This window comes from Enterococcus lemanii (genome assembly GCF_016909125.1).
GTDB classification, from domain to species: domain Bacteria; phylum Bacillota; class Bacilli; order Lactobacillales; family Enterococcaceae; genus Enterococcus_I; species Enterococcus_I lemanii.
Window position 1 is genome coordinate 1 of the sequence record NZ_JAFBFD010000051.1, and the last position, 16,826, is coordinate 16,826.

17 protein-coding genes and 2 pseudogenes are annotated in these 16,826 nt (G+C 39.5%); 6 read left to right on the forward strand and 13 right to left on the reverse strand.

Translation table 11 applies throughout. The features are described from left to right. Nucleotides 1-102: 102 nt before the first annotated feature. Nucleotides 103-282 (forward strand): hypothetical protein, encoded by a 180-nt coding sequence (locus JOD14_RS12020; protein WP_204655022.1) that lies wholly within the window; start codon nt 103-105, stop codon nt 280-282. A gap of 84 nt (nt 283-366) precedes the next feature. On the opposite strand, the pseudogene JOD14_RS12025 reads toward JOD14_RS12020, so the two are convergent. From JOD14_RS12025 to JOD14_RS12045, 5 genes and pseudogenes are all read right to left on the reverse strand, one after another. After that, nucleotides 367-1,547: pseudogene (locus JOD14_RS12025) on the reverse strand (MFS transporter). Nucleotides 1,548-1,786: 239 nt separating this feature from the next. Next, on the reverse strand, nt 1,787-2,725 hold the full coding sequence (gene arcC, locus JOD14_RS12030; protein ID WP_204655023.1) for a carbamate kinase: 939 nt from the start codon (nt 2,723-2,725) through the stop codon (nt 1,787-1,789). A gap of 2 nt (nt 2,726-2,727) precedes the next feature. Next, on the reverse strand, nt 2,728-3,180 hold the full coding sequence (locus tag JOD14_RS13300; RefSeq protein ID WP_204655036.1) for an oxamate carbamoyltransferase subunit AllH family protein: 453 nt from the start codon (nt 3,178-3,180) through the stop codon (nt 2,728-2,730). A 181-nt stretch (nt 3,181-3,361) separates the two neighbouring features. Then, nucleotides 3,362-3,568 carry a hypothetical protein gene (locus tag JOD14_RS12040; RefSeq protein ID WP_204655024.1) on the reverse strand — a complete coding sequence of 69 codons (207 nt, stop codon included), beginning with the start codon at nt 3,566-3,568 and terminating at the stop codon, nt 3,362-3,364. Nucleotides 3,569-3,572: 4 nt separating this feature from the next. Then, nucleotides 3,573-4,124 (reverse strand): annotated as a pseudogene (locus JOD14_RS12045) (oxamate carbamoyltransferase subunit AllG family protein); the annotation flags it as partial. Between the two features lie 153 nt (nt 4,125-4,277). Here JOD14_RS12045 and JOD14_RS13580 point away from each other — a divergent pair. Beyond that, nucleotides 4,278-5,726, forward strand: a complete 1,449-nt coding sequence (locus JOD14_RS13580) for a DDE-type integrase/transposase/recombinase (protein ID WP_338031696.1) — start codon at nt 4,278-4,280, stop codon at nt 5,724-5,726. 481 nt (nt 5,727-6,207) lie between these two features. Here JOD14_RS13580 and JOD14_RS12055 read toward each other — a convergent pair whose 3' ends face one another. From JOD14_RS12055 to JOD14_RS12070, 4 genes are all read right to left on the reverse strand, one after another. Further along, entirely contained in the window at nt 6,208-6,894 is a 687-nt protein-coding gene (locus JOD14_RS12055; RefSeq protein ID WP_204655025.1) for an RluA family pseudouridine synthase, read from the reverse strand. 77 nt (nt 6,895-6,971) lie between these two features. Further along, entirely contained in the window at nt 6,972-7,286 is a 315-nt protein-coding gene (locus JOD14_RS12060; protein WP_204655026.1) for a DsrE family protein, read from the reverse strand. A gap of 10 nt (nt 7,287-7,296) precedes the next feature. Beyond that, complete coding sequence (locus JOD14_RS12065) at nt 7,297-7,557, reverse strand: metal-sensitive transcriptional regulator (RefSeq protein WP_204655027.1); 261 nt, start codon at nt 7,555-7,557, stop codon at nt 7,297-7,299. 37 nt (nt 7,558-7,594) lie between these two features. After that, entirely contained in the window at nt 7,595-10,054 is a 2,460-nt protein-coding gene (locus JOD14_RS12070) for an FAD-dependent oxidoreductase (RefSeq protein ID WP_204655028.1), read from the reverse strand. A 157-nt stretch (nt 10,055-10,211) separates the two neighbouring features. Between JOD14_RS12070 and JOD14_RS12075 the strand changes: the two genes are divergently transcribed. Genes JOD14_RS12075 through trxA form a run of 4 tightly spaced genes read left to right on the forward strand, consistent with a single transcriptional unit; the run spans nt 10,212 to nt 12,813 of the window. Further along, the gene (locus tag JOD14_RS12075; RefSeq protein WP_204655029.1) at nt 10,212-10,529 is read left to right on the forward strand and encodes a rhodanese-like domain-containing protein; all 318 of its coding nucleotides are present in this window, start codon (nt 10,212-10,214) and stop codon (nt 10,527-10,529) included. Between the two features lie 3 nt (nt 10,530-10,532). Beyond that, nucleotides 10,533-12,185, forward strand: a complete 1,653-nt coding sequence (locus JOD14_RS12080; protein ID WP_204655030.1) for an FAD-dependent oxidoreductase — start codon at nt 10,533-10,535, stop codon at nt 12,183-12,185. Next, complete coding sequence (locus JOD14_RS12085) at nt 12,178-12,474, forward strand: rhodanese-like domain-containing protein (RefSeq protein WP_204655031.1); 297 nt, start codon at nt 12,178-12,180, stop codon at nt 12,472-12,474. Before JOD14_RS12080 ends, JOD14_RS12085 begins: the two co-directional genes overlap by 8 nt. Before the next feature lie 27 nt (nt 12,475-12,501). Next, nucleotides 12,502-12,813 carry a thioredoxin gene (trxA, locus tag JOD14_RS12090; RefSeq protein ID WP_204655032.1) on the forward strand — a complete coding sequence of 104 codons (312 nt, stop codon included), beginning with the start codon at nt 12,502-12,504 and terminating at the stop codon, nt 12,811-12,813. A 126-nt stretch (nt 12,814-12,939) separates the two neighbouring features. Here trxA and JOD14_RS12095 read toward each other — a convergent pair whose 3' ends face one another. Genes JOD14_RS12095 through JOD14_RS12110 form a run of 4 tightly spaced genes read right to left on the reverse strand, consistent with a single transcriptional unit; the run spans nt 12,940 to nt 16,720 of the window. Next, the gene (locus tag JOD14_RS12095; protein ID WP_338031697.1) at nt 12,940-14,256 is read right to left on the reverse strand and encodes an acetylornithine deacetylase; all 1,317 of its coding nucleotides are present in this window, start codon (nt 14,254-14,256) and stop codon (nt 12,940-12,942) included. Nucleotides 14,257-14,260: 4 nt separating this feature from the next. Then, nucleotides 14,261-14,917 carry a thiaminase II gene (gene tenA / locus JOD14_RS12100; RefSeq protein WP_204655033.1) on the reverse strand — a complete coding sequence of 219 codons (657 nt, stop codon included), beginning with the start codon at nt 14,915-14,917 and terminating at the stop codon, nt 14,261-14,263. A gap of 16 nt (nt 14,918-14,933) precedes the next feature. Further along, entirely contained in the window at nt 14,934-15,941 is a 1,008-nt protein-coding gene (locus JOD14_RS12105) for an ABC transporter substrate-binding protein (RefSeq protein ID WP_204655034.1), read from the reverse strand. 2 nt (nt 15,942-15,943) lie between these two features. After that, nucleotides 15,944-16,720: an ABC transporter permease gene (locus JOD14_RS12110; RefSeq protein WP_204655035.1), complete on the reverse strand. Its 777-nt coding sequence runs from the start codon at nt 16,718-16,720 to the stop codon at nt 15,944-15,946. Nucleotides 16,721-16,826 lie beyond the last annotated feature (106 nt).

The window sequence follows — 16,826 nt, forward strand, 5'->3', positions numbered from 1 at the left end:
TTCATTTTTATCTTGGTTGTTTGATGTTATAATTGACATGGCATAAACACTCCTTGGTAGATGGTTTTTAGACAATTCTATTTTACCAATTTGGATAAATTTATGCTATTTTTATTGTTCAAAACTCAATTAAATCAATGGTTTAGCTGGATTTTAGATGTTTCAAGTTTTAGTAATTCACAAATTTACCCGCAACTTACTTGTGCAGATTTTGATCAACTTGTTGGTTTAAAAATTAACCCTGAAAATCGCTGGATAAAAAAAGCGGCTGGGCAGGACTAAAAAAAGAATATGCTGAAAAATTCCTTAATAAAAAAATAACGACTCTTTTCTAAAATCGAAAACGAGTCGTTGATTCTATTTTTATTAAGCAAACTCTTCTTCTGGCGCTTTTGCTAATTTGTTAACTAAGAAGAAGAACAAAGTTCCAACTAAAATAATACCGATAGCTAGATAAAAAGCATACACTTTTGAGCCCGTCACATCCGAAATTTTCCCAGTCAATGATGGCACAATGACCGATGCCGTCATCCCAAAGAAGTTAAACACACCATACGTTGTGGCAATGCTCTTTCTTGGTGCAAATTGACTTAACCAAGAAATAATAATTGGCTCAACCGCTAACTTACCAAAGAATCCATAGGCCATAATTCCAACGACTAAAAGTGTTTGGTTGGTCGTCTCAATCATAAATAACAACATTGCGGCCGCCATAATTTCTAAGCCAATAATAATCGATACTTTCTTATTTGGAATCATATCCGCAATCCGGCTAAAAATAAGTGCCCCAGGAATCGCAGTAAAGAATACAAGGGAAGAAACTAAACCAATTGCCGTTCCCTCAATGCCACGTTCTGTTTCTAAGAAGTTAGGTACCCACGTATCAATTAAATAATACGTATATAATGTTGAGAAGTATAAAACATAAGCCGCAACCACATGGGGTCTGAACAATGCTTTTAAAGTCGATCTTTTTTCTTCTGGTTGCACACTCGTTACTTTCGTCGTCTCATGCGCAACAGGCTTGAGGTTTTCCTTGCGAATTACTTTGAAAAATACAACCGTCATGATTGCAATTAAGCCCACGGTCATCCAAATTAATGTATGCCATGGCAAGATGCCTTTACCAACAAAGTAACTAGAAGAAACCAGACCTAAGCCACTTCCGACAGCTGTTCCACTATTGACAATTGCCGTTGCTAGACTCCGTTTGTCGCGTGGCACATATTCTGCCGTTAAGGAATATGCCCCCCATAAAACGTTCCACAGCCAAGACCAGCCATAATACTCCCTACGTATAAGACCGTTAGTGTACTTGCCATTGCAACAATGGATGTTCCTAAGCCAAAAAGAATAAAGCCCGGAAGCAAAATTGCTTTCTTACCAAAGCGGTCAACGAGTAGCCCCGATGGTATCTGCATCATTACATACCCTAAAAAATAAAAACTGGAAATACTTCCTAATTGCGAATCACTCGCACCACCAAAATAGTCACTAATAATTGGATAAATTGGGGTTAAAACTGTCCGGTAAATCCAAATAACGATCTAACCAGCTGTTAAAACAAAGACAATTTGTTTCCAATACTCAAAACCCTTTTTATTTGTCAACTTACTTTACTCTCCTTTAATTGAATGTTTCTCATTCAGTTCCTATTAAGAAAAAGCAAAAATATGGTAACAAATAAATAAAGTACTATTTTAAACTATTGATTGCTTTACTCCATTTAAATCTTTTATTTAAAAAAAGCAATCAATTCATTTTGATTGATTGCTTTTTAAAATCATTAACCGACAATACGCGTTCCCGCTTTACCTTGAAGGGCTAAGTCGGCTTCATCAAGTGCACAAATAATGGCTGTGCGGCCTTTTTTCGCAAAGTCAATCGCTGACTGCATTTTCGGCCCCATGCTTCCGTCAGCAAAGTGCCCTTCATCCATGTAGCGTTGTGCTTCTTCAATCGATAATTCTTCTAATTTCTTTTGGTCTGGTTTGCCATAATGAATATAAACGTTTGGTACATCCGTTAACATCATAAAGACATCCGCATCGACTAACTCCGCCAATTTTTTACCCGTACGGTCTTTATCGATCACAGCTTCCACACCATTTAAATTGCCTTCTTGGTCGCGTGCAACAGGAATCCCGCCACCACCGCCAGCAATCACAATAATATTTTGCGAAAGTAAGTGCGCCATTGCGTCTACCCCATGAATCATTTGCGGATGAGGGGAAGCAACACAACGACGATAGCCACGCCCTGCATCTTCCATCATTGTCCAACCTTTTTCTTTTTCCAATTGCTCTGCTTCTTCTTTTGTAAAAAAGACGCCAATTGGTTTGTTAGGATTGTTAAAAGCTTCATCCTTGCGGTCGACTTCAACTTGGGTTAAAAGCGTGACCACATTTGAAGTCGAATCATTTTTGTGCAAACAATTTTTGATGCTTTGTTCTAACATATAGCCAATAAAACCTTGTGATTCCGCATTACATACATCTAGCGGAAAAGGTGGTACTTCATCTTTTGCGAGTTCGTTTTGCAGTAAAATGTTCCCAACTTGCGGCCCATTTCCGTGCGTTAACACGACTTCATAATTTAATGCCTCAATTCGTGCCACTTGTTCCGCACTTGTTTTTATATTTTCTAATTGCACTTCCACCGTTGCTTCTTGTTGAGGACGCAAAATTGCATTTCCTCCAAGAGCAAGTACTACTCGTTTTGCCATTTTCAATTCTCCCTTTCCATTTCAATTAATGCTGCGGCAATTCCTGCCAGCGTGTCCGCTCCAGAACTATGACCATAGTTTAGCAGTTGTTCAAGCAAGTCGTCGATTAAAAAACCGGTCGGTGCTTCCTTTAAAAATTCGGCTAAATAAAATAAGTTCTGACTATATCTCTTTTTAGATGCTTGATACAAATAGTGCCGACTGACATCCGTTGTGTAGTACAGACTTTGTGCTTTTTCCAGTATCAATTGATCATTTTTGGTCGAACCAAAAACCAATTGATTTATAAATAGCCAACCTAGTAAAAAGTCATCACCCGAGGGGGTAAGCCCCGGTCCGCGACCAAGAAAGTAATTGAGACTCGCTTGTTTTTCGCTTTGATTTTCACTAAATAAACTAGCACTCTGTTTGGCTAAAGTCGTTGGTGCTTTTTTTGCAAAAGAACTTAGTGGGATTTCAAAACCTGTTTTTTGTTATAGACTTTGAATTTTTTTCAAAAAATCCTCTTACCAAGCAAAGCAGACGCCTCTTGAGGTAGACTCGGATTATACGCAGGCACTAATTGTACCTGCACATCCTTTTCCCCTATCTTAAAACGCAACCAATCTTCCTCCAAGCGAGCCCATTGCAGTTGTTCTATCCCTTGATAAATTTGCTCAAATAAAGGCGTTGGTAAATAAATTCCACCTGGCAAATAAGGGCATTTTCTCGTGCAACCAAAATCAATTGATTGTTTGACTCATTGGTTAAGTTGAAGGTCATTTGATAGATGCTATGTAAAAACCACTGTGTTGGCTTTTGTTGAATCAAGTATTGGTCTGCTTTTGCTTGTAAGAGTGTCATTTTTTTATCCCTTAAATCCTAATTTTTCTGCGTAAGCTAATACCGCTTTTTCAAAACACTCGATTGGCGGTGTCACTGTTCCTGCTCCAATTTGGCCAAGACCAGCTTTTTTATTTGCAATCCCAGTGTTAATCACTGGTAAAATGCCCGTTTCAACAACTTTACGTGCATCAATTCCGATCGTAATTCCTTGGAAATCCCAAGTTGGTACTGGGAAATTCGGGTTATGGTCTAACGTAATTTCCGTCATTTCTTCACTTGTTTGAAGCGCGTCATAGAAACCGTCTGAACCAACGAAACGCGTCACGGCCGGGGCAGCAATCATCGCCATCCCACCAACACCATATGTTTCAGTAATCGCACTGTCTCCCATATCTGGTGCCGCGTCCGCTTCTGAGAACCCAGAGAAGTACAAGCCTTTTGGTGTGTTAACCGGCCCTGTAAACCACTGATCGCCCATCCCAGCAATGCGGATACCAAATTCATAACCGTTTCGACACATTGCCGTTACAACGGTTCCTTCTTGAATCATACGCGCGCCATCCATCACTGATTTGTTAATTCAAAAACTTTATCTAAAAATTGTTTGTTTTTATGCATTAATCGTTGATTTATCAAGGAATACGACAAAAAAACACTTCCCCTCCCTTAAAAATGGTTAAAATTTGAAGTACCACCAACAAATTCTCCAAAGAAAGGAAGAGGTCAAGTGCTCACTTCATTATTAACTCAATTCATTCAAATAATCAATACCCAAACAACATTTATTCTTTTTTTATTGGCTCAACTCGCCAAACTGACTGCTTATTCTAAAAAGCCTCATGTTACTTCTATCGATTCGTTAGATTATCAAAAACTGGTGGTTGATGATTTACCTACCGTTGTCGAATTAGAAAAGCTAGACTATCGCTTATTACTCCAACAACATCTTGATCAGACTGGAAAAGCAATCAAGCCTGTCCAACGAAGAAAAAATTCGCTTGCTGTTCCTAAGGATATCCTCTGTCCAAAGTGTCAAGCACCTCACGACTACTTATACAATAACAATGGTGGCAAAGGACAATTTCAGTGCAAAATCTGTCAGACCAACTTCAATCATATAAATAAATTTCAGAAAGAACTCCTTTTACGTTGCCCTCATTGCGAAAAAGCCTTGGAAAAAATCAAACATCGAAAAGGATTTACCATTTACAAATGTAGAAACGATGACTGCTCATACTACAAGAAACGCGTCTCTTCTTTATCTGAAAAAGAGAAGATCCGCTTTGAACAAGAACCCTCTGCGTTTAAAATGCACTATATCTACCGTCAATTTGAGCTGTCAATGAACGAACTCGCTCAGGATTCTAAGATTGACACCGTGGTGAATCTGTCCAAAATTTATAGCTCCCCACGCGTGTTAGGTTTAATCTTGACCTACAATGTAAATTATGGCCTGTCTGCCGAAAAAACAGCGGCTTTAATGTACGATGTGCATCAGGTGAAAATTTCAGGTCAAACAGTTCGCAACTACGCTCGTTCCGTGGCTTCTTTGGTTCGTCCTTTTACAGATTATTTTCCTTATGAATTGTCAGATCAGTTCTGTGGGGATGAATCCTACATTCGCGTCCTAGGAAAATGGCATTATATTTACTTCTTTTTTGATGCCCAAAAGAAAATCATTCTCTCGCATCGTTATAGTCCAACACGTGACACCTTAACGGCAATCAAAGCCTTTTACGATGTGATTAAGCACTTTGATGAGATTCCTGAAAATCTCAATTTAATCGTTGACGGCAATCCGATTTATAAGTTGGCGCAGATTTTTTACGCAAAAAATGACATTCACTTCGATGTGACCCAGGTTATTGGTCTAACAAACGAGGACAAAGTGTCCAAAGAATATCGTCCGTTGAAACAAATTATCGAACGCTTAAACCGCACATTCAAAGGCAATTACAAACCCTTAGGTGGTTTTGGTTCTGATTCAGGAGCAATTGCACAAGTAGTTTTATTTTCCACATACTTTAATTTTTTGCGCCCACATTCTGCATTAGAGAAAGGACAAGTGCCCGTTCAGCTTCCAGAGCTACACGTTTGCCAGGATATGCCTCAGAAATGGTTAAGACTTTTACAATTATCAGAAGACTTTCTTATCGCCCAACACGCCGCTTCTTAAGCTTTCGGTATCGGGAGCCCTCTACTAGAATCGGCGTAGCGCACACTTGACCTTCCGTAAAAATGACTTACACTGGTTGGACAAGGGTGAGCTTTGTGCTGCATTTTTCCGTACATCTTGGTCGCCCTCACAAAAGAGGCAAGTCATTTTCTAGGATTGTCAAGTGCGATTCGGGCAAATTTCTGATAATTATCATCTAAGGTATTTTTTCCATAAGTTTTCATAGAACTTTTTGAATTACCGAAATGATTGAAAATAATGGCGTTTTCACAATCATAATAGCACTCCTTCTAAAAAAATTAAACCATTCAATATTGTTCTTAATGGATTCGTAGACGAAGCACTAGAAGAGTCTTGCTAAACGCTTACGCATTCAACGATGATTTGCTACCAAATAAGTAGCCCTCCCTTGAATGACTATTCAAAAAAACACCCCACCTCCTTACGGCAAGTCTGCCTTTGTAAGGGGTGGGGTGAGTAATTATTTGAATGATTCGAGCGCCCACAAGTGCCATGGATAAGCCTTAGGTGGCTGTGAAAAAACGGTCACGGGCTCTTTTTTTGTCGGATGCTCTAATTGCAATGCGCATGCCCAAAGTGCGATTTGTTGACCGACTTTATTCAATTTTGCTCCATATTTTTGATCGCCAAAAAGCGGATGCCCCAGCGCCGATAGCTGGACACGAATTTGGTGTGGCCGCCCGGTTTCGAGTGTCACTTCAAGTAAACTTAAGCCATTTTGGCTCGCTAACACACGGTAATTTAAGACGGCTTTCTTCCCTTCAGGATGAGTACTTGGTACGACGGACACTTGGTTTTTACGACTGTTTTTCAATAGATGATGGGTTAGCTTTTGTTCTTTTTGCTTCGGGACACCATGAACGACGGCCCAATATTTGCGTTCAATCACTTGGCGCCGCATCATATCTGATAATCGTGCAGCAGCCTTTGAGGTTTTCGCAAAGACCATGGCACCACCCACGGGACGGTCCAAGCGATGAACCAAGCCTAAATAAACGTTGCCTGGTTTTTTATCGCGTTTTTTGATTTCATTTTTTAATAAATTTAGTAAATCTAAATCACGGCTATTATCTTCTTGTACCGGAATGTTGACCGGTTTTTCGACCAATAAAAGATGATTGTCTTCATACAGTATTGGTACTCGCATAAAATCCTTCTCCCTTAAATATAATGTTTCCATCATAACATAAGTTGAGTGGTTTTAATGCCTATTCAGTTTTTCTTTTAAACTTTAATATAACTATAACCTTGTGTTTGGAGTTCCACTAATGCGTAAACACCTGCAGGTACGACCGTGATTTTTTTTGAAAGTGCTTCTTCATCTAAGTGATTGCCTCTTAATGCATTCCGACAGGCCCATAGTTTTACCGGTGTTGCTTTAATGAACGACCGTTGTTCCGTTTCAAAATACCCTTTAATCGCCGGACCATTGACAAGCAAAACAACTTCAATTGTTGCGTCAATGGCTAATAAGTTTTTGATATTGCCTTGAGCCATCGACCACTTTTCAAGCTCACTTAAATGAAAAACAACTTTCATCCGTTCTCCCTCATTTCTTAATAATCATATTAATGGCTTGTTCCAATTTTTTCGTTTGCGCAGCTGGATCTGCCTCTGGATCAATAAAGCAGTTTTTAAGGTTTTCGGCCATAATCATTCCCATTACCCGATCAATACTAGAACGAACCGCTGAAAGTTGCGTAATCACATCCATACATTCTTGTTCTTCTTCAATCATTTTCTGAATGCCACGCAACTGCCCTTCTGCTCGACGTAAGCGATGAATGACTTTTTTATTTTCTAATTCCATTTTCCCACCTACTCTTTCTTGTTTTATTCTACCTTGGTTAGATAAATAGATTCAAGTTTGCTGCTTCGCTATCACCTAAATAAGTTGCCACGCCGCCGTATTCAACAAAGTCATATAGTTCTGATTTTTCAATGCCCATGATATCCATACTCATCGTACAAGCGACAAATTTCACACCGAGTTCATTGGCTTTTTCGATCATCACTGGTAAAGAATCGACATTTTTTTCTTTCATGATGTATTTCATCATTTTCGCCCCTAAACCACCCATGTTCATTGCGGAAATTGGCATTGACGCCGCGCCTTTTGGCAACATCAGGTCAAACATTTTAGCCATGCCGCCTTTTTTGATTTTTTGTTTCTTCAAAGCACTTAAGCCCCAGAACGTAAAGAAAATCGTGACTTGTTTGCCCATCGCAGCTGCCCCTGAAGCAATAATCATTGAAGCTAAGACTTTATCCATATCGCCACTAAAAACAACCATCGTTGCGCCATCTTTGGTTTCTTTTAAGACGCCTTCTTCAATATCGGGCACACTTGGCATCAAGTTGTCATCGACTTGCCCTTTGGCTAACAGCGCAATGACTTTGTTGTCTTTAATTTCACTTGAAAGCAAGGTGTTTCCTGTATTTTTACACCAAGCAGCAATATCTGCACTAAAGCCAAAGTCACTGGCTTGAACGGCTAGGCGTTGACCAACTTCCATACGGTCGACTTCTTGTTTAACTTTTAAAATCGGTCCCGGACATTGTAAGCCACACGCATCAATTTCAATCACCGGCGCTCCTGAAACTTGAGCTACAACGGGCGTTTTCGTTTTGGTAATTGGCGTGACTAATGAGATGGTTTTCACTTCATAGTAAGCTTGTTTATACGTTTTGTACCCACCATCAAGATTGCGTACGTCAAACCCGTGACTCATTAATAAACGAGCCGCATTATACCCACGTTGACCAACTTGACAGTAAACATAAATCGTTTGATCTTTTGGCAGTTCCACTAAGCGTTGACGCAATTGGTTCAATGGAATCCAGGCGCTTGTTGCTAACTGTCCGGTTGCTAATTCAAATTCTTCGCGAATATCGAGGAAAAAGGCGTCTGCTTTTAATAGCGCATCGACTTCATGCCACTGAATTGTTTGAACTTTGCCTTGTAGCAAATTATCGGCCGTATACCCTAACATATTGACCGGATCTTTGGCACTAGAATACGGTGGGGCGTATGACAGTTCGACACTCGCCAAATCTGCCGCTTTCCCACCAAAACGCATCGCTGTGGCAATCACGTCAATCCGTTTTTCAACCCCTTCAATCCCAATCGCTTGTGCCCCTAAAATTTTGCCATCTTGACCAAATAATAGTTTTAAATGAATCGGGCTGGCACCTGGATAGTAACCCGCGTGTGAATTGGGATGCACGTGAACAACGTGGTACGCAATGCCTTTTTGTTTTAACAAACGTTCCGTATTCCCCGTCGCCGCAATCGTTAACTCAAAGACTTTCGCAACCGATGTGCCCATTGTCCCTGGATAATCAATCGCCAACCCATTTATCACATCTGCCACTAAACGGCCTTGGCGGTTCGCTGGCCAAGCAAGCGGAATATTCGTTGCTTCTTTTGTCACAAAATCAGGTACTTCAATCACATCACCAATTGCATAGATGTCTTTGGCACTTGTTTGAAATTTTGTATCCACTTTAATCCCGCCACGAAAACCAAGTTCGAGACCGGCTTCTTTTGCTAAGGCGTTTTCTGGCGTCACCCCAATTGATAAAATGGTTAAATCTGACTGTAAGATTTTGCCACTGGTTAAAACGAGGCGTTTGCCAGCTTCTTGAAATTCTTTTAAGCCGTCATTTAAAATTAAATTGACACCGTGTAAATTCATTTGTTGGTGAATTTGTTGCGCCATTTCAAAATCAACGTTTGGCATGACTTGAGGCGCCATTTCAACTAATTGCACTTGAATATCCAACTCGCGCAAGTTTTCCATCATTTCCAGACCAATAAAACCGCCACCAATCACGGTTGCCGTCTTGACTTGATTTTTAGCGATATAGTCTTTAATTAAATCCATGTCAGGTATATTTCGTAAACTAAAAACATTACTTGCTTCTTGCAATCCAGCAATCGGCGGCGTAATCGCTTTTGCCCCCGTTGAAAGAATCAGTTGATCGAAACTTTCTTCATAAGATTGTTTCGTTTGATGATGATAAACCGTCACTGTTTTATTTTCAGAATCAATTTTAGTCACTTCTGAAAAGTTCCGAATGTCGAGATTATATTGCTTTTCCATCCCTTCAACCGTTTGTAGTAGTAAATTTTCTCTATCTTTAATCACACCGCCAATATGATAAGGTAAACCACAATTCGCAAATGAGATATATTCGCCTTTTTCAAATAAAATAATTTGATCTTCTTCACTTAAACGACGTAAACGAGTAGCAGCCGTTGCCCCACCTGCGACGCCTCCGATAATTAATATTTTTTTAGCCATGATAAAATCAAACTCCCTTCAAAAAAGAAATATACCTTACAAGGGTATCTTAGTCAATCTTTTTTATTTATTTTTTTCAAAGCAATCGACTTGACAAACCATTCAAAACAATGTTTAATATACCCCGTAAGGTATAAAACGAAAAAGGAGATTCACTATGTTTGGATTATTTAAATCGGTTCCTTCGATTTCAACAAAAGAGCTGGAATCATTGTTATCTACGCAAAAAATCACTCTTTTAGATGTCCGAAGCCCCGGAGAATACCGCGGCGGGCATATTCAAAAAGCAAATAATGTTCCATTAAACAAAATTACAACTTATAAAGGAAAAAACACAGAACCCGTTTACGTCATTTGTCAATCAGGGATGCGCAGTAAAAACGCTGCCAAACAATTGAAGAAAATGGGGTATAATGTCATTAATGTCCGTGGCGGAATGAGCCAGTGGACTGGAAAAACTCGAGGAGGAAAATAACAGATGAAAACAATTATTATTGGAGGCGTCGCAGGTGGGATGTCAGCTGCAACCCGTTTACGCCGTTTAAAAGAAGAAGCTGAAATTATTATTTTTGAAAAAGGACCGTTTGTCTCTTTTGCCAACTGCGGACTCCCTTATTATGTATCTGGTGAAATCGCTGAAAGAGAAAGCTTGCTTGTCCAAACACCAGAAGCTTTACGTGCTCGCTTTAATTTAGATGTCCGTCCGAATCACGAAGTCGTGGCGATTTCTCCAACTGAAAAAACCGTCACGGTTGTTCACAATGGCGAAACATTAACTGAAAGCTACGACCATTTAATTTTATCACCCGGCGCAAAACCTTTTATTCCTCCAATTGAAGGCTTAAAAGAAGCGACAAATGCCTTTAGCTTAAGAAATGTGCCTGATTTAGATAAAATTATGGCCACCATTGAAAATAAAAATCCACAAAAAGCGGTAGTGATTGGTGCAGGCTTCATCGGTTTAGAAATGGCCGAAAACTTACACTTAAAAGGCTTGGAAGTTACCATTGTTGAAAAAGCACCGCACGTCTTACCACCACTTGATGAAGAAATGGCTGCTTTCGTTAAAAATGAACTGGAAAGAAATGGCGTAAAAGTGATCACGTCACAATCGGCGACCGCTTTCAAAGACGCTGGACAGACGATTGTTTTAGAAGACGGCAGCGAACTTGCTTCTGACTTAACCATCTTATCTGTTGGCGTGACACCAGAAAATACTTTGGCCAAAGAAGCCGGTATTGAACTTGGCTTACGTGGTGGTATTTTAGTTGATGAAAATTATGAAACAAACCAAAAAGATATTTATGCTGTTGGTGATGCCATTGTCGTAAAAAACCAAATTACTGGCGAAGATGCCTTAATTTCACTGGCTTCACCAGCCAATCGCCAAGGCCGTCAAGTAGCTGACGTTATTTCTGGTATGAAACGTTTAAATAAAGGGAGTATTGGCACAGCAATTGTTCGTACTTTCAATTTATCAGCTGCTTCCACTGGTTTAACCGAACGCTTGGTACGTCAAGCTGGCCTACCCGTTCAAGTGGTCCACACTTCTGGTAAAGACCATGCCGGTTATTACCCAGGCGCAACCGATGTGACTTTAAAACTCGTTTTCAACCCAGAAAATGGTAAAATTTATGGCGCGCAAGGTGTTGGGCCAAAAGGCATTGACAAACGAATCGATATTTTAGCAACCGCGATTAAAGGTGACTTAACGATCTTTGACTTACCAGAATTAGAATTTACTTATGCCCCACCATTTGGTTCAGCCAAAGACCCGGTGAATATGCTTGGCTATGTCGCTTTAAACATCGTTGAAGGTTTAAGCGATTCCGTGCAGTGGCATGAACTACAAGATGAACTAGCAACAGGCAAAGTTTTGCTTGATGTTCGAAACGATAGTGAACTTTCACAAGGCCGCTTTAAAGACAGTGTCCATATTCCTTTAAATGATTTACGTTGTCGCATCCATGAACTCGATGCTGAAAAAGAATACATTGTGAGCTGTCACAGTGGTTTAAGAAGTTATGTTGCGGAACGCATTTTAAAACAAGCAGGCTTTAAAGCTGCAAACTTAGACGGCGCCTTTTCACTTTATCACGCTGTTAGACCGGAGGAATTAGAATATGTTTAAATCTGTAGGAATGCCCGAGTTTTACCAAGACGCGAAACGTCAAACTTTACCAATTATCGATGTTCGCGAAATCGATGAATTTGCAGCTGGCCATGTCCCAAATGCAAAAAATATCCCTTTAAGTCAATTAGCCGACCGTTTTGATGAACTTGACCAAACAAAACCTTATTACATTATTTGTCAATCGGGTGGTCGTTCTGCCACTGCTTGCCAATTTTTAGGTGGCAAAGGCTATGACGTCACCAACGTTTTAGGCGGTACTGGTGGTTGGCCTGGCGCTTTAGAATAATTTAATTTTATTAGGAGGAAAACATTCATGAAAAACTTAACCAATAGTACTTTTGATCAAACCGTTGCTAGCGGCTTACACTTAGTCGATTTTTGGGCACCTTGGTGTGGTCCATGTCGCATGCAAACACCAATCTTAGAAGAATTGGACAAGGAATATAGTGATGATATTTTACAAATCAGCAAAATTAACGTCGATGAAGAAGGCGAATTAGCCGTTCGTTATGGCATCCAAAGTATCCCGACGATGATGATTTTTAAAGACGGTCGCCCAGTCGATCGCTTGATTGGCGTGCGAATGAAACCACAATTAGAAGAAGTCTTGAAACAGTTTATGTAAGAGAAAAATAATGAGCGATAAGTATTGATTAATAGAATGTACAAATAAAAACATCCGGGTAATATTTGATGAATAATTCAAATTCTCAATATCACTCGGATGTTTTTATTTATAATTTTTACCGTATTATTCCTCTTCTCTCTTTTGATTACACCACTGAATAATAAACGCTGCCATTGTTTTTGCAAAGGTTAAAACATCTGCTAAAGCAACACTTTCATCGTTAGAATGTGCTTGCGTTAGCTCACCAGGTCCATAACTAATCGCTGGAATACCAAAATAAGAAAACCATCCCGAATCATTGACTGATGGAGACATCTCCACTATTGGATTTTTTTGCGTTACTTGATGATGACAATTATTTAACAATTGAAAAGCCGTATGTTGTTCGTCTAATTCAAGCGGCGGAAAAATTTCCCCTTGTTCTTCAATCATGGAACGCCCACCCCAACGAATCATTGGTTGATGTTCTTTTAACCATGGGTCACTTGCACAAACTGCTTGAACTTGATTTTCAATTTCTTTTTGCACTTCTTCTAGTGATTCATTTGGATAAAAATGAACCGTTATCCATAAATGGCATTCTCCTGCGATAAAAGCCGGGTTCGTTCCACCTTGAATATAGGCAGGGTTAATTGTGGTTGCACCGTCAGGGAAACCTGGATATTTCTTTGTTACCGCCCAATGTCGCTCTAATTTTTGTAAACCTTCGATAATCGGCATCATCTTTTCAATCGCACTCGCTGCAAAAAGCCCCCCTCCGGCATGAATCATTTGCCTTCGATTCCCATCATGATAAACTGCTGGGCTTTTAACCGTAATCCACCCTGTTACACAGCCGCCTTGTCCTTGAATTGCTAAGTTTGTCGTATCGTTTACAATGGCAAAATCAGCCTTGTAGCCGTTCTCTAGCAACGTACGTGTCCCTGCCTCGCCGGCCTCTTCTCCCACAACAGATTGAAATTGCACCTCGCCGTTTAACTGGATGCCCATTTCATGAAAAATTTTAAATAGCCATAAGTTACTCGCGATGGCCGCTTTCATATCACTCGTCCCTCGCCCGTATAAGCGCCCCTCATTAAAGGTTAAATGAAAGGGTGACGTTTGCCAATTTGCACGATCTCCTATAGTGGCAACATCCATATGCCCATTTAGAATTAAATTATGATATGCTAGATTATTCTTTCCCTTTCGCTTTCCAACTAACAAACAATCTCCTTTATAAAATGGTATACTTTCCGTGATAAATCCACATTCTTGTAAAAAAAGCGCCACCCACTCTTGTGCAGCGATTGTGTTTCTAGCCGGTGGACTGACCGTTTCAAACTGAACCAACGTTCGCATAATTTCTATTAGCAATTCTTGATTATTCTCCATTTCCGCCCAAACTTTTTCAATTATTTTCATTTGTTCAGCTGAATGACTTTTTTGATTTTCTAACACTTACTCACCACCCCTCCTTCGTATACGACATCTCCCAAAAGTTCAATTCATAATAACTACTGCGGACAAATGCTTCTTCCATTTGCTTTCGTTCTTCAAGAGAGGCGTGATCGGCCAGTTCATCTACAAGTTGAATCAGCTCATCTAAGACTTGCTTGAAACCATCACTATGATAAGTGTCCAAAAAAGCTTGATAGATTGGAACAGGTGAAGTTTTGGTTGCAAAGGTTTCGCCAATTTCATAATACAACCAATAGCAAGGGAGCAATGAACTTAAAGCACTAGCCAAACTACCATCCAGAAACTGACGATAAATATGACTGACGTAATTGTAGGCAGTTGGCGCAATTGGAGTCTTTTCGCGTTCGGTTTTTGTCAGGTTTAATTGTTTAAAAAAATCATTCCGGATGGTTAATTCTGAGGCTTCTAATCCGGCTTTACAAAATTGTTGGCTTTGAATGATTCTTTGGTTATCCGTTCTATCAATAATTTCTTGATGAGCTTTGGCAAAATGATGCAAATAATAGGTATCTTGAATCAAATAAAAACGAAAGATTTCAATAGGCAACTTCCCTGTCACTAATTCTTGAACAAAAGGATGGTACTTACTGTCACGCCAAATCTCTTTTGTTATTTCGTGTAAATATTGGGTAAAGGTCATTATTTATTTCTCCTTTTTACTCTAAATTTAGTTGAACAAATACGTCATTTGCATTTAGGTCACTTGACAAAATCCCAACTTGTCGCATCCAATCAATGACTTCTTGATATTGTTCTTTTTTTTGTGTACCAAATGGACTTGCTGTATCCCCCATTAATGGCAGCAATTTGGCTAAACTTTGTTGTTCGATTGTTGGGTCGAGTGCGCTTTCTTTGTTTTGGTGATCTAGCAAAATTTGCAGACTACTGGTAGGATTGGCGACTACGTCTTGTTGTCCTTTGGTAACCGCTCGTAAAAATTTCTTCAAGTCCGCTTGTTTCTTAGTAATGGTGCTTTCACCAGCAACAAAAATTAATTCTAAATCATTTGGAACTGCATAATCTTCTTTAAGAATTGTCGTAATTCGATAGCCTTCTTTTTCAAGTAATAGTTGTTCATGATTAATATAAGCACCCATCAATGCGTCCACACGATCCGTTGCTAAAGCAGGGATTAAGTCATAACCGACATCAATAAAGTGAACTTGTTCGGGGTCACCGCCGTCTTTTTCAACCATTGCACGAACGATAGCTTCTGGAACCATGGACGTCCCTAGGCCAACGGTTTTCCCCATTAAATCTTTCGGCCGATGAATGCCACTTTCTTGTTTTACCATTAATTCGCCTAATGGTTTTTGAACAATTGAATAGATTCCTTTTACAGGAATTCCTTCTTCTTTTGATAAAATTAATTGGTTTTGATAATTAATTGCCAAATCGACTTTCCCGGCAGCTGCCAAGCGTAAAGGATCGTTGACATCAGATGGCATTTCGATGACGACATCTAACCCTTCTTCCGCAAAATAACCTTTTTCTTGCGCCACATAAATAAAAGTATGCACAGCATTAGGATACCAGTCCAACATCAGACGCAACGTGGTCTTTTCATTTTTTTCACTTGTTTTGCCACCGGTTAAAAGAAAAACAGTTGTCAAACTAAGTGCAATCAGTAAAAAAATGAAGCCCCATTTCTTTTTCGTTTTCATTTTCATTTTCCTTTCTTTTTTGCTTCTTGATTCCAAGGTAGCAAATATCTTTCAAATAAACTGACGAACAAAAAGAGTACCATCCCTAATAATGACAACAGACTAATCGCAGCAAAAACACCATTGGCATTCAAATTGCCTGACATGCGGCGACTATAGTAACCTAAACCTTCTGACGCACCCATCCATTCGCCAATACTAGCGCCTACTAAAGCATAAATAATGGCTAATTTAATATTTGATAATAGTTGTGGCAAAGCATGCGGCAAACTAAGATGCCTGAGTCGTTGCCATTTAGAAGCTCCTAGTGAATCGAATAATTCCAATGCTTCTTGTGGTGTGCTTTTCAGACCATCAAACAAACCAATCGTAATCGGAAAAAAAGCAATTAGGCAAGATAAGGCAACTTTACTCCATATGCTATACCCAAACCATAAAATGAAAATAGGGGCTAAAGCGATTGTTGGAATGGTTTGAGAGAATAAGGCAAAAGGATAAAATATTTTTTCAAAAATGGGGGATTGGTACATACAAATAGCCAATACGCATCCCATTACGAAAGCAAAAAAGAAGCCTAACATCGTTTCCCACAAAGTCACTCGTAAATGCTGGGTAAATAACGTGCGATCACTTTGCCATAAAAACGCAAGAACGTTTGTTGGGCTTGGAATAATAAAATCAGGAACCGCACCTAAACGAACGAGCCCTTCAACTAAAAGTAAAAGACTCAAACTTGTTACCACAAAAGGGAGAAAAGACGAGATCTTATGATTTTTCATACATTAAAATCCACTAGTGGTGCAAAGATTTTTTCACACTAAAAATTGCTATTATTACTATCCAGACGCAAAAAAGTCCTTTATACTGAATCAAGGATGACTTATC